General features: G+C 62.5%; 13 protein-coding genes and 1 riboswitch. Of the genes, 5 read left to right on the forward strand and 8 right to left on the reverse strand.

Going from position 1 to position 13,234, the window contains the following annotated elements; genetic code table 11:
• Nucleotides 1–16 precede the first annotated feature (16 nt).
• Nucleotides 17–238, reverse strand: a riboswitch (cobalamin riboswitch).
• Nucleotides 239–391: 153 nt separating this feature from the next.
• On the forward strand, nt 392–1,708 hold the full coding sequence (locus tag MOP87_RS15360) for a sorbosone dehydrogenase family protein (protein WP_088523265.1): 1,317 nt from the start codon (nt 392–394) through the stop codon (nt 1,706–1,708).
• 6 nt (nt 1,709–1,714) lie between these two features.
• Here the strand turns inward: MOP87_RS15360 and MOP87_RS15365 are convergent, their stop codons facing one another.
• From MOP87_RS15365 to MOP87_RS15385, 5 genes are all read right to left on the reverse strand, one after another.
• On the reverse strand, nt 1,715–2,254 hold the full coding sequence (locus tag MOP87_RS15365; protein ID WP_027913923.1) for a C40 family peptidase: 540 nt from the start codon (nt 2,252–2,254) through the stop codon (nt 1,715–1,717).
• Between the two features lie 141 nt (nt 2,255–2,395).
• On the reverse strand, nt 2,396–3,034 hold the full coding sequence (locus MOP87_RS15370) for an NlpC/P60 family protein (RefSeq protein ID WP_028686867.1): 639 nt from the start codon (nt 3,032–3,034) through the stop codon (nt 2,396–2,398).
• Nucleotides 3,035–3,161: 127 nt separating this feature from the next.
• Entirely contained in the window at nt 3,162–3,869 is a 708-nt protein-coding gene (gene hda / locus MOP87_RS15375) for a DnaA regulatory inactivator Hda (RefSeq protein WP_027913921.1), read from the reverse strand.
• A gap of 159 nt (nt 3,870–4,028) precedes the next feature.
• Nucleotides 4,029–5,132 (reverse strand): AI-2E family transporter, encoded by a 1,104-nt coding sequence (locus MOP87_RS15380; protein WP_242809774.1) that lies wholly within the window; start codon nt 5,130–5,132, stop codon nt 4,029–4,031.
• Nucleotides 5,133–5,143: 11 nt separating this feature from the next.
• Nucleotides 5,144–6,211: a DUF2066 domain-containing protein gene (locus MOP87_RS15385; protein ID WP_242809776.1), complete on the reverse strand. Its 1,068-nt coding sequence runs from the start codon at nt 6,209–6,211 to the stop codon at nt 5,144–5,146.
• A gap of 286 nt (nt 6,212–6,497) precedes the next feature.
• On the opposite strand from MOP87_RS15385, the gene purM reads away from it, so the two are divergent.
• The 4 genes from purM (at nt 6,498) to MOP87_RS15405 (ending at nt 9,326) form a co-directional block, all read left to right on the forward strand.
• Complete coding sequence (purM, locus tag MOP87_RS15390; protein ID WP_027913919.1) at nt 6,498–7,556, forward strand: phosphoribosylformylglycinamidine cyclo-ligase; 1,059 nt, start codon at nt 6,498–6,500, stop codon at nt 7,554–7,556.
• Nucleotides 7,556–8,209, forward strand: coding sequence for a phosphoribosylglycinamide formyltransferase (gene purN / locus MOP87_RS15395; protein WP_027913918.1), 654 nt, complete (start codon nt 7,556–7,558; stop codon nt 8,207–8,209). Before purM ends, purN begins: the two co-directional genes overlap by 1 nt.
• Before the next feature lie 8 nt (nt 8,210–8,217).
• Entirely contained in the window at nt 8,218–8,928 is a 711-nt protein-coding gene (locus MOP87_RS15400) for a DUF3108 domain-containing protein (protein WP_242809778.1), read from the forward strand.
• Nucleotides 8,929–9,143: 215 nt separating this feature from the next.
• Nucleotides 9,144–9,326: a hypothetical protein gene (locus MOP87_RS15405; RefSeq protein WP_023534042.1), complete on the forward strand. Its 183-nt coding sequence runs from the start codon at nt 9,144–9,146 to the stop codon at nt 9,324–9,326.
• A gap of 122 nt (nt 9,327–9,448) precedes the next feature.
• Here MOP87_RS15405 and MOP87_RS15410 read toward each other — a convergent pair whose 3' ends face one another.
• From MOP87_RS15410 to relA, 3 genes are all read right to left on the reverse strand, one after another.
• On the reverse strand, nt 9,449–9,988 hold the full coding sequence (locus MOP87_RS15410) for a DUF2058 domain-containing protein (RefSeq protein WP_023534063.1): 540 nt from the start codon (nt 9,986–9,988) through the stop codon (nt 9,449–9,451).
• A 26-nt stretch (nt 9,989–10,014) separates the two neighbouring features.
• A complete protein-coding gene (gene mazG / locus MOP87_RS15415) occupies nt 10,015–10,848 on the reverse strand; it encodes a nucleoside triphosphate pyrophosphohydrolase (RefSeq protein WP_027913916.1) in 834 nt (277 codons plus the stop codon).
• An 85-nt stretch (nt 10,849–10,933) separates the two neighbouring features.
• Nucleotides 10,934–13,174, reverse strand: coding sequence for a GTP diphosphokinase (relA, locus tag MOP87_RS15420; RefSeq protein WP_027913915.1), 2,241 nt, complete (start codon nt 13,172–13,174; stop codon nt 10,934–10,936).
• Nucleotides 13,175–13,234: the final 60 nt, after the last annotated feature.

The following is a 13,234-nucleotide window of genomic DNA, read 5'->3' on the forward strand; positions in this document are numbered from 1 at the left end:
CGCATCACCCTCCGTGATGCCGTTGGCAGTATCAGGCCGGTCTCCGGGCTCGTGAGCGGGCCGCTGGCCCTGACCTGCGCGCCTTCCCGGGTATGGTCACCCAGTGGCCCTGCGCGGCCGTCACTCACTTACCGTTGCGGGGGCAGCGCCGGAATCGCACCCTGTGGGCACTCACCGACTTCCCAGTTTCACCCTGGCCAGACGTTGCTGGCGGGGCACCTGAAACACGCGCGAAGGTTAGAGGGTTGCACCCGGAGCGTCAATCGACGCGGCTCGCCTGGCGGCGCAGGAGGGATGGCCGAGCCACCCGCGTCAGCCCCGCCGCCTGTGCGACTGAACCCGCCGCGTTCCACAGCCTCTGAATCAATAGAACCTGCCGAGGACGTCGACCATGAACCGCGTGGCACTGCCTGTTGCACTTCTTGTAAGCCTGGGCTTGGGTGGCTGCGGCGAAACGGCGCGCCTGACAGTGGCCGACGGCACCGGCCCTGCGCCGCAGTTGCCCTCCCCCGCCAAGACCCTGCTCCCCACCGTGAACATCGCGCCAGCCGTCGGCTGGCCCGCCGGGCGCATGCCTCAGGCTGCACCCGGGTTACAGGTGTCGCGCTTTGCCGGTGACCTCGACCATCCGCGCTGGCTGTACGTGCTACCCAATGGCGACGTGCTGGTGGCAGAAACCAACGCACCTGCCAAGCCCGAAGACGCCAAGGGTATCCGCGGATGGGCCATGAAGCGGGTCATGGCACGCGCGGGGGCTGCCGTGCCCAGCCCTGATCGCATTACCCTGTTGCGCGACGCCGACCAGGATGGCGTTGCGGAAATCCGCCATACCTTTGCCGACGGGCTGAACTCGCCCTTTGGGATGGCGCTGGTGGGCAATGATTTTTACATAGCCGATACGGACAAGCTGCTGCGTTTTCACTACCAGCCGGGGGCACGCCAGGTAACCGGCCCGGCAGAAGTAGTTACCCTGCTGCCAGCCGGCCCGTTGAATCACCACTGGACCAAGAATGTCATCGCAAGCCCTGATGGGCAGCGCCTCTACGTCACCGTGGGCTCAAACAGCAACGTGGGTGAAAACGGACTCGACCAGGAGCAGGGTCGCGCCGCAATCTGGGAGATCGACCCTAGCACCGGCAAGCACCGCCTGTTCGCCACCGGCCTGCGCAACCCTAACGGGCTCGCCTGGGAGCCTAACAGTGGCGCACTGTGGACGGCGGTCAACGAGCGTGACGAAATCGGCAGCGATCTGGTACCGGACTACATCACCTCGGTACACGCGGGTGGATTCTATGGGTGGCCCTACAGCTACTATGGCCAGCACGTGGATGAGCGCGTGCAGCCCCAGGACCCCGCCAAGGTCGCCCGAGCACGGGTACCCGACTATGCCGTTGGACCGCATACTGCTTCACTGGGATTGGCCTTCGCCGGGCCGGATGTGCTACCTGCTCGTTTTGGAGCAGGCGCATTGATTGGCCAGCATGGGTCCTGGAACCGCAAGCCCCACAGCGGCTACAAGGTGATATTCGTACCCTTCGACGCCTCAGGCAAACCGTCGGGCCGGCCCATGGACGTGCTCGACGGTTTTCTGGATGAAGGCGGCCAAGCCATGGGCCGCCCGGTGGGGGTTGCCCTGGAGGGTCGCGGGGCCGTACTGGTCGCGGACGATGTGGGCAATGCCATCTGGCGCGTCAGCAAAGCTCGGTAACCCGTCTCAGGGGTTCTGTGCCAGGTGCCCCTGAGGGATGACCCGCTTGGCCTGCAGGTAGGCCTTGGCCCAGTAGCTGTTGGACAAATAGTCCAAACGCACCGTACCGCCAGTGCGAGGCGCATGCACGAAGCGCCCGTCCCCTACATAAATGCCGGCATGGCTCACCTGCGAGCCGCCACTGGTCGCGAAAAACACCAGATCACCCGACTGCAAGGATTTCACATCCACGGTAGGCGCACGCATGCCGATCATCTCGCGCGTGGAGCGCGGCAGGCTGATGCCGGCGGCATCGCGGTAGACGTACTTGATCAGACCACTGCAGTCGAAGCCTGAATCGGGCGTATTGCCGCCCCAGCGGTAGGGCGTGCCAACCAGACCAATGGCGCGAATCAGTACGTCATCGGCAGTGGGCGAGAAGCTGGGTTGGCTGTAGGTAACCTGGGGCTGCACAACCCGCACAGGGGCAGGCGCCTGAGGTTGGCTGGAGCAGGCCGCCAATAAGGCTGCCAGGGAAATGAAAGCGAAGCGCGCCATCGTTGTCATGGCCAAAACATCCTGTATGGGAACGCTGGGCCGCAGCGGGATAGAGTTGAGAAATTAGATTAGACGCTTTCTGTAAATACGCACGGCGTCGAGCTTTTTTGCAAAGCAGCGACGCCGTGGTTAGGACACATCAGATTGCCATTAGTTGCGCGCGATATGCGTCGGCGCCATGGCCAAGGCACGTTTGGCCTCGAGGAAGGTCTTGCTCCAGTAACGGTCACCGAGGCTATCGATGCGTACGCCCCCGCTACGGCGGCTGCTGGAGTGAATGAACTGGTTGTCGCCCAGGTAGATGCCAGCATGACTGACACGACCACGGCCGTTGGTGCTGAAGAACAGCAGATCGCCAGGCTTGAGTTTGTTGCGTGCCACCTTCGGCGCATCGACGTTGATCATCTCGCGGGTAGAGCGCGGCAAGGTCATGCCTGCCTCTTCGCGGAACAGGTAGCCGATGAAGCCGCTGCAATCGAAGCCGGACTGCTCCGAGGTACCACCGAAGCGATAGCGGGTGCCGATCAACGACATGCCGCGCTCCAGAATGCTGTCGGCCAGCACTGGCAGCTGATAGGGCTTGCTGCTGGAGAAGACCTCCAGTTCATCGTCAGTAGCCACTTCCTGGGGTTCGCCAAACACTGGCGAAGACGAGGCCTTGGCCTTGATCGCCGGCTGTACGGCGACCGGGGTGTGATCCTGGGGCTGGGATACCGGGCCTTGGGCCGCGCAGCCAAAAAGCAGGGTCACGAGTGCGAGTGGCACGAGGGGTGCGAAGCGCTTGAGCATGGGCACAACCGTGTCTGTAATCCTTTAGTGGGGTGGAACTATGCCCACTATAAGTTCCATTTGCAAATTTTATCGAAAAAGATGTGACTTTTCCGTGGGATGGCTCTGGCCCCGTGTTTTCAGGGGGTCACCAGCCCAGGGTTTCCTTGAGGAAAGGAATGGTGAGTTTGCGCTGGGCTTGCAGAGATGCCTGATCGAGCCGTTCCAGCAGATCGAACAGCGCACTCATGCTGCGCGCGCCGCGGGTAAGGATGAAGTGACCCACTTCGTCGGTCAGGTGCAGGCCGCGCCTGGATGCCCGCAATTGCAAGGCACGTAGCTTGTCTTCGTCGGACAGCCCGCGCATCTGGAACACCAGGGCAAGGGTGAGGCGGGATTTCAGGTCAGGCAGCTTCACCGGCAATTCTCGCGGGGAAGCGGATGCTGCCAGCAGCAGCCGACGGCCACTGTCGCGCAAGCGATTGAACAGGTGGAACATGGCCTCCTCCCAGTCCGGCTTGCCGGCGATGACGTGCAGGTCATCGATGCACACCAGTTCGTACTGGGCCAGGTAGTCCAGAAGACCGGTACCGCGTTCGAGCAGCTGCGCCAAGGGCAGGTAGACGGCAGGCTCGCCCCGTTGCTGGAAACGATGGGTGGCTGCTTGCAGCAGATGCGTGCGGCCCACGCCTTGTTTGCCCCACAGGTAGATGAGGCTCTCGGTCCAGCCGGCGTCGGCTTCGCAAAGCCGCTCGACATACCCCAACGCAGCGGCATTGGCGCCCGGATAGTAGTTGATGAAGGTGGCGTCGTCGCGCAGGCGCACACCCAGGGGCAACTGGATCGGTGGTTTCATGCTCGCGGGCGGTCGACAGGACCGCAGGGGGCCTTTTGTGGACAATCTGCAAAGTCTATACCTGCCAAGCGGGGTGCACAATGACGCCGCTGCAGAGTCCAAGCAAAATCAATGGGTTGCACTCTCCCAGCGCCAACCCGAGACTCACCTGCCGCCCTGTCACGGCTGATTGGGTGCGGGGGGATCGAGGGGGACTGGGACTGGAGCATCCCCTGCATACATGTCCGACTCCTTGTACAAGCCGTGCACGTGGCGCAGCAGCACCATGATGACCGCCGCCACCGGCAACGCGAGCAGCACGCCCGTGAAACCGAACAGCTCACCGCCGGCCAGGATGGCGAAGATCACCGCCACAGGGTGCAAACCGATCCGGTCGCCTACCAGTAGCGGTGTCAGCACCATGCCCTCGAGTGCCTGACCGACCATGAAGACCGCAACGATGCCGAGCATGGGATACAGATCGCCACCGAACTGAAACAGTCCTGCCACCAGCGCCGCGCCGATGCCAATGATGAAGCCCATGTAGGGGACGATGGCCGCCAGACCGGCCAGCATGCCGATCAACAACCCCAGTTCAAGCCCGACCAGCATCAAGCCTGCCGAGTAGATGATGCCCAACGCGACCATCACCAGCAGTTGCCCACGCACGAACGCACCCAGCACCTCGTGGCACTCGCTGGCCAGCTCGACGACTTTCGGCTCGCTCTGCCGCGGCAACAAGCTGCGCAACTTGGCCATCATCAAGTCCCAGTCACGCAACAGGTAGAACCCCACCACGGGGATCAGCACCATGTTGGCCACCCAGGCCATCAACGCCAGGCTGGAGGCCGTTGCCTGGGACAGGAGCATGCTGACGATATCGGTGGTCTGCCCCATGTGAGCGCCGATGGCCGCCTTGATCTTGTCGAATTTCCAGAACCCGTCGGCAAGGCCCAGGCGCCCCTGCACCCAAGGCAAGGCGACGTGTTCGAGCCAGTCAAGCACTTGCGGCGCCAGCGCATACAGGCGCACCAACTGCTTGGCCAGCATGGGGATGAGCACGAGCAACAGTGCAAGCATCAGCAACGTGAACAGCCCGAACACCACCGCTACGCCCCAGGTCCGTGACAACCCCAGGCGCTCCAGGCGATCGACCAGCGGGTCGGCCAGATACGCCAGCAGAATGCCGACCAGAAAAGGTGTGAGAATGTTGTGCAGGCTATAAAGCAGGGCGATGACGATCAATGCCACGCCCAGCCAGATCCAACGACGCATGTCAGTCATGAACGACCCTCTCACCAACCAAAGCGCAAGCCATCGAACGGTTCGGCACCAGCCGCAGGCGACACTGGTGGCTCGTCTGGGGACGTACCCACTGGCCCAGGGGTCACCTGCGGCGCAGGTATCTGCTCGGCCGGGACTTCCCTGAGCTTGGCCAATGCCAGCTGAGCCCGTAGTTGTTCGCGGCTGGCGGTGACCGAATAGGTCAGCACGTCGCCGTCGACCCGCTTCAACTGCGCGCCGTAGGACTCCAGAACCCGGGCCAGCTCAGCGTAGCGCGGCAGGTTCATGCCCTGGACCTGCATCTGCACTTGGCCACCGGCCCCGGGTCGCGTCACGTAACGCGGTGCCAGCCGCGTACTCACCGCAAGCATCACGGCGTCGGCAAGCGCTGCCGGGTCCGCTCCTTCGGCGCTGCCCTGCTCGCGCTCACCGCCCAGCCACAATTGCCATTTACCTTGCCATTTGCCGTCGACCTGCTGGGCGTGCACAGCCAGCAGAGCATCGGCGCCGTAGCGCTGGGAGACTTCACGCAGCGGCCCCGGGTCCTTGGCGTCGATATGCTTGGCATCGGCCACCAATTGCTCTTGCAGATCGGCCAGAGGCAGGCGCAGCGGCAAGCCCCGGTGACGGGCCGCGCGCCGCAACGGCTGGGCGCTGGGCTGGCCGTCCCCTACCAAGCTGGTGCCGTCAACGCTCTCGACGAGCCACCAACCCAGAATCGACGGGCGATTGCTGCCCCACAGACTAAGGCCCGCCTTGCGCAGGGCACGTTCGGTGCTACCGGGGTCGAACTCGACCCGCACGGTTTCGGGCGGGCCAGCGTCGCTGCCCACCTGGTTGACGATCGGTTGCGGGTCCTTGCGCAGTGCGGCCAGCGCCGGGCTCTGCACGGCCTTGGAGTCGCCGGTCAGGCGCAGCACCAAGGTGTCGAAGGCCTGGCTGGTCGCCGCCGCACGCGCCTCGGCGCCCTGCCCGGCCACTGGCTCGCGTACCTGATAGAGGCCGGAGACGTTTTCGGCCTGGGCCGCGCCTGCGATCAACGCCAGACATCCCATGACCCAAGTAGTGAAGAAGCGCATCGTTGTGTCCTTGTGATCTGGAACGGCGAGTTTCAAGCTTCAGCGCTCACACCTCAAGCGGCACGGTTAAAGGTAGCACCGGCAAGGCCAGGCTTCTGGCGATCTTGCAGGGGCAAGGGCCCTAAATTCACCTGCCCGTCGGCCGGAGGATGGCCGCTGCCCGGCAACCCTGATAAAATCGCGCGCCTTCACAGACCACTGATGTCACGGTTAGCCGCTGCATGGCTGCCGGCCCTTGCCGTCAGGGTCGTTTTTACGAATCCCTCCCTCCTAAAGGCCTGGATCAATGAGCAAGCAACCCTCCCTGAGCTACAAGGACGCCGGTGTAGACATCGACGCCGGCGAAGCACTGGTCGAACGCATCAAGGGCGTGGCAAAACGCACCGCACGCCCTGAAGTCATGGGTGGCCTGGGCGGCTTCGGCGCCCTTTGCGAGATCCCGGCCGGCTACAAGCAGCCGGTGCTGGTCTCCGGCACCGACGGCGTGGGCACCAAGCTGCGCCTGGCGCTGAACCTGAACAAGCACGACAGCATCGGCCAGGACCTGGTCGCCATGTGCGTGAACGACCTGGTAGTTTGCGGCGCCGAACCGCTGTTCTTCCTGGATTACTACGCCACTGGCAAGCTGAACGTGGACGTGGCGGCTACCGTGGTCACCGGTATCGGCGCAGGTTGCGAACTGGCGGGCTGCTCGCTGGTTGGTGGCGAAACCGCCGAGATGCCGGGCATGTACGAAGGTGAGGACTACGACCTGGCGGGCTTCTGCGTAGGTGTAGTGGAAAAGGCCGAGATCATCGACGGCTCGCGCGTGGCCACCGGTGATGCGCTCATCGCTCTGCCATCCTCGGGCCCGCACTCCAACGGTTACTCGTTGATCCGCAAGATCCTCGAAGTCTCGGGCACCGACGTCGAAAGCACCCAGCTCGACGGCCAGCCACTGACCGACCTGCTGATGGCGCCAACGCGCATCTACGTCAAGCCGCTGCTGCAACTGATCAAGAACACTGGCGCAGTCAAGGCCATGGCCCACATCACCGGTGGCGGCCTGCTGGACAACATCCCGCGCGTATTGCCGGCCAATGCCCAGGCGGTCATCGACGTGGCCAGCTGGCAGCGCCCAGCCGTCTTCGATTTCCTGCAGGAAAAGGGCAACGTCGACGAGCATGAAATGCACCGCGTACTCAACTGCGGCGTGGGCATGGTGATCTGCGTAGGCCAGGACCAGGTCGAAACTGCCCTAAGCGAACTGCGCAACGCCGGCGAACAGCCTTGGGTCATCGGCCATATCACCGAGGCCGCAGAGGGCGCTGCTCAGGTCGAGTTGCAGAACCTCAAGGCACACTGATGCCGAGCAAGCCCTGCAATGTCGTGGTACTGCTGTCGGGTTCCGGCAGCAACCTGCAAGCGCTGATCGACAGCAGCGCCATCCCGGACAGCGCCGTGCGCATCGGCGCGGTCATCTCCAACCGCGCCGATGCCTACGGCCTGCAGCGCGCAGCCGCTGCCGGTATCGAAACCGCAGTACTCGACCATACCGAATTCGAAGGCCGCGAAGCCTTCGATGCGGCCCTGGTGGCGTGTATCGATGGGTTCGCCCCGGACCTGGTGGTGCTGGCGGGTTTCATGCGTATCCTCAGTGGCGGCTTCGTGCGCCACTACCAGGGTCGCCTGCTCAACATCCATCCTTCGCTGCTGCCTCGCTACAAAGGGTTGCACACCCATCGACGCGCCCTGGAAGCAGGGGATGCCGAGCATGGGTGCAGTGTCCATTTCGTCACCGAGGAACTCGATGGGGGCCCGTTGGTCGTACAGGCTGTCGTGCCGGTGGCACCCGATGACACGGTCCAAAGCCTGGCTCAGCGGGTTCACGCACAGGAACACGTCATCTACCCAATGGCTGTTCACTGGTTCGCCAACGGCCGCTTGCGTCTTGGCGAACAAGGTGCATTACTGGATGGCCAGCCCCTGTCGGCCAGCGGTCATTTGATTCGATCCTAGGAGATACTATGCGTCGCGCCCTGCTCTTGGCTCTTGCCGTGCTTGCCCTGCCCCTCCAGGCAGCAGACCTGAAGCCGTTCTCGGCCAGCTACACCGCCGACTGGAAGCAACTGCCCATGAGCGGCACCGCCGAACGTAGCCTGGTCAAGAATGCCGATGGCACTTGGGACCTGAACTTCAAGGCGTCAATGATGATCGCCAGCCTGACCGAGCAAAGCTCGTTGCGCCTGGAAAACGATACCTTGCTGCCGCAGCGTTACCACTTCGAGCGCGGCGGTCTTGGCAAGGCCAAGAAGGTCGACTTGGACTTCGATTGGGCTGCCAAGAAAGTGACCGGTAGCGATCGTGGCGATGCCATCACCCTGCCGCTCAACCGTGGGGTGCTCGACAAGTCGTCCTATCAACTGGCGCTGCAGCACGATGTCGCTGCAGGCAAGAAGAGCATGACTTATCAGGTGGTCGATGGTGACGAGATCGATACCTATGACTTCCGCGTGCTGGGCACCGAAAAAGTCACCACCAAGACCGGCCAGGTGGATGCCGTCAAGGTCGAACGTGTGCGTGATCCAAGCCAGAGCAAGCGCATCACCGAGCTATGGTTTGCCAAGAACTGGGACTACCTGCTGGTGCAATTGCGCCAAGTGGAAACCGATGGCAAGGAATACGTGATCGTCCTGCAGGACGGCACGGTCGATGGCAAGTCGGTCAAAGGTAACTAACGTTCGAGGTTGTCGGCGTTTAGCCGTAATCAACGCAAAGCCCCGCCCTGTGCGGGGCTTTTCTTTGGCCGGGCATAAGGCAGTCGCGCCAGGGCATGCCATGGCTACATGAAACTTGTTTCATGACCGTTTTATTTACTTAGGCTGCTAACAAACTCTATAAATAAGGCGTGCGACAGACTGTCGCACCCAACCCGAAAAAGTGGAGTTTAACGATGACAGTTCAAGTGACCGAACGCGACGAATCGAAAATGTCCCACGAAGGCCTGGCCGCAGGCGTGCGGATCTGGGATGTGCACCAGCAGGGCCAGTTGGTCGGGATGTTCCACAACGAGCACGAGGCGCAACAGTACCGTGTCGAACTGGAAGACCTGGAAAAGCAGCGCACGACGCAGTGACAGCGATCTTCAGAAAAACCATGACGTGAATAGTCGTCGTGGTGCCAGGGGCCGCCTCGCGGCCCAGCGCACACAATGCGGCCCTGCCTAACCGATTCACGATCAGACAGGGCCTTGCAGCGTTACCACATCAGATCGTCAGGGATCTTGTACGCCGCATACGGATCGTCGTCATCGGCTTCCTCGACATGGGTATTGAGCAGTAATACCCGGCCCGGGTCGCGTTCCTGAATCTTGACGGCAGCCTCGCGGGGAATGACCTCATAGCCGCCCCCGTAGGACACCACCGCCAGCGCACCATTGCTCAACTTGCTGCGCATCAGGGCGTTGACCGCGATACGTTTGACCTTTTTGTCGTCGACGAAGTTGTAGTAATCCTCGGTCGTGAGCTTGGGCAGGCGGGTCGCTTCGATCAGTTGCTTGATCTGCGCGGCGCGTGCCTTCTTTTCGGCTTTTTCCTGCTGTTCACGGTTGAGCGCCTGATCACGCTTGGCCTTTTCAGCCATGGCTTCCTTGGCCAGCCGCTGCTGGGTATCGTCCACGTCGACCTGGCCTTTGTGCTCCAGGCGCTTCTGTTTCTTTTCAGCCTTGTTGGCCTGAGAAACCTGTTTCTGGTTGACCAGCCCGGCTTTGAGCAATTGGTCGCGAAGGGAAAGGCTCATGAATGTTCACTCACTTATGCAACAGCTCAGCCGCAGCTGGGCAGGTTCTTTTCCTGACGCTTGGCTTCACCCCAAAGGGTGTCCAGCGCATCAAGGTTACAATCTTCAATGGCAGTGCCGCTGTCACGCAATGCCTGCTCGATAAAGCGAAAACGTCGCTCGAACTTGCGATTGGCTCGGCGCAAGGCGTTTTCAGGGTCATGTTTCAAGTGACGCGCCAGGTTGACCACCGCGAACAGCAAATCGCCTACTTCGTCTTCCAGCGCATCGTTGTCCCCGTCGGCCATGGCCTGCAACACTTCGCCAAGTTCCTCACGCACCTTGTCCACAACCGGCAAGGCCTCGGGCCAGTCGAAACCGACGGTGGCCGCACGCTTTTGCAGTTTGGCCGCCCGGGACAAGGCAGGCAATGCCGTCGGCACATCGTCGAGCAACGACAGCTGCTCTGGTCGGCTTTTTTGCGCCCGCTCCTGCGCCTTGATTTCTTCCCAGCGTGACTTGACCTGCGCATCGCTCAGGCTGGGCGTCTCCAGCGGCGCATACAGGTCCCCGGTCGGAAAGACATGCGGGTGGCGACGAATGAGCTTGCGGGTGATGCCATCCACCACGCCGTCGAACGCGAAACGGCCCTCCTCCCGAGCAAGCTGGCTGTAGTAGACCACCTGGAACAGCAGATCACCCAACTCGCCTTGCAAGTCCTCGAAATCGCCGCGTTCGATGGTGTCCGCCACCTCGTAAGCTTCTTCGAGGGTGTGCGGGACGATGCTGGCATAGTCCTGCTTCAGGTCCCAGGGGCAGCCGTAGTGCGGGTCGCGCAAGCGAGCCATGAGGTGAAGCAGGTCCTGGAGGGTGTAGGTCATTCAGGCAAGTCCTTGACGGTCGGGCTTGGCGGGCAAACCGGCCCCACAGGTGAGGCGGTCTACCCGCAAATCGTGCACACGTGGTTCAGGGCGTACGATTACGCCGTGTCTCGATGATGTTCGGCAACTGCGAGATACGCCCCAGCAAGCGCCCAAGGGCGTCCAAACCGGGAATCTCGATGGTCAGCGACATCAGCGCCGTGTTGTCTTCCTTGTTCGAGCGGGTGTTGACCGCCAGCACGTTGATCTTCTCGTTGAGCAGCACCTGGGAGACATCGCGCAGCAAACCGGGGCGGTCATAGGCACGGATGACGATATCGACCGGATAGGTCTGTACCGGTATCGGCCCCCAGCTGACCTGGATCATGCGCTCTGGCTCTTTGCCGGCCAGCTGCAACACCGAGGCGCAATCCTGGCGGTGGATGCTCACCCCGCGCCCCTGAGTGATGTAGCCGACGATGGCATCGCCAGGCAAGGGCTGGCAGCAACCGGCCATCTGCGTCAGCAGGTTGCCCACGCCCTGGATCTGGATGTCGCCACGCTTACCCCCACGCGGCCCACTGGGCTTGCGCGGCACCAGTTCGATCTGCTCGATGCGCTCAGGCTCCAGCAGCTGTTGCGCCGCGTTGACCAGGTGCGCCAGGCGCAGGTCCCCAGCCCCCAGGGACGCAAACATGTCCTCGGCCGTCTTGACGTTGGTCTTCTCGGCCAGGCGCTCGAAGTCGACCTGCGGCAGGCCCAACCGGCTGAGCTCGCGTTCGAGCAGCGTCTTGCCGGCGGCAACGTTCTGGTCGCGCGCCTGCAGCTTGAACCAGTGCACGATCTTGGCCCGCGCGCGCGAGGTGGTGACATAGCCCAGGTTCGAGTTCAGCCAGTCACGGCTCGGGTTGCCATGCTTGCTGGTGATGATTTCGACCTGCTCGCCAGTCTGCAGGCTGTAGTTGAGCGGCACGATGCGCCCGTTGATCTTGGCACCCCGGCAGTTGTGGCCGATCTCGGTGTGTACCCGGTAGGCGAAGTCCAGGGGCGTCGCCCCTTTTGGCAGGTCGATGGCGTGACCGTCCGGGGTGAATACGTACACCCGGTCGGGCTCGATGTCGACCCGCAGTTGCTCGGCCAGCCCCCCGATGTCGCCCAGTTCTTCATGCCACTCCAGTACCTGGCGCAGCCAGGAAATCTTTTCTTCGTAGTGGTTTGAGCTGGGCTTGACGTCGGTGCCCTTGTATCGCCAGTGGGCACAGACGCCAAGCTCCGCTTCCTCGTGCATGCCGTGGGTGCGGATCTGCACTTCCAGCACCTTGCCTTCCGGGCCGATCACAGCCGTGTGCAGGGAGCGGTAGCCGTTTTCCTTGGGGTTGGCGATGTAGTCGTCGAATTCCTTGGGGATGTGACGCCACAAGGTGTGCACGATACCCAGGGCGGTGTAGCAGTCGCGTATCTCGGGGACCAGCACCCGCACGGCGCGCACGTCGTAGATCTGGCTGAATTCCAGGCCCTTGCGCTGCATCTTGCGCCAGATCGAGTAGATGTGCTTGGCGCGGCCACTGATGTCCGCCTTCACCCCGGTGGCCAGCAGTTCGTTCTGCAACTGGTTCATGACATCGCTGATGAAGCGTTCACGGTCCAGGCGGCGCTCGTGCAAAAGCTTGGCGATCTGCTTGTACTGCTCGGGCTCGAGGTAGCGGAACGACAGGTCTTCCAGTTCCCACTTGATATGCCCGATACCCAGACGGTGGGCCAGGGGGGCGTAGATGTCGAACACTTCCCGCGCCACCCGCAGGCGCTTCTCGTCGTCAGCGGACTTGACCGCCCGAATGGCACAGGTGCGTTCGGCCAGCTTGATCAACGCCACGCGAACGTCGTCGACCATCGCCACCAGCATCTTGCGCAGGTTCTCGACCTGCGCCTGGGAGCCGAGCACCAGCGACTGGCGGGGGCTGAGGCTGGCACTGATCGCAGCCATGCGCAGCACGCCATCGATCAGCTTGGACACGACCGGCCCGAAGCGCTGGCTGACTTCGGCCAGGGTGACCTTGCCTTCTCGCACAGCGCGGTAGATGACCGCCGCTACCAGGGAGTCCTGGTCAAGCTTGAGGTCCGCGAGGATCTCGGCGATCTCAAGACCTGCCTGATAGCTCGACGTACCATCGGCCCAGGAATGCTTGGCCGGGTTGCCCTTCTTCTCGACTTCCTGGGCAAACTCGCAGGCCTCTTTGAGCGCTGCGCGGTCGAGCGCCGAATCGACGCTGACCACATGGTCCAACCACGCTTCGAGATTGATACTGCCGTCGGTATTGACCGGCTGGTGCACTCTCACCTGTACCATCTTTGTTTTACCTTTCCATACAGCGCACCCTGCGGGTGCACTGGCAATCACCGCACGGCT

Origin of the sequence: Pseudomonas sp. I3-I5 (genome assembly GCF_022699445.1) — a bacterium.
Taxonomy (GTDB): domain Bacteria; phylum Pseudomonadota; class Gammaproteobacteria; order Pseudomonadales; family Pseudomonadaceae; genus Aquipseudomonas; species Aquipseudomonas fulva.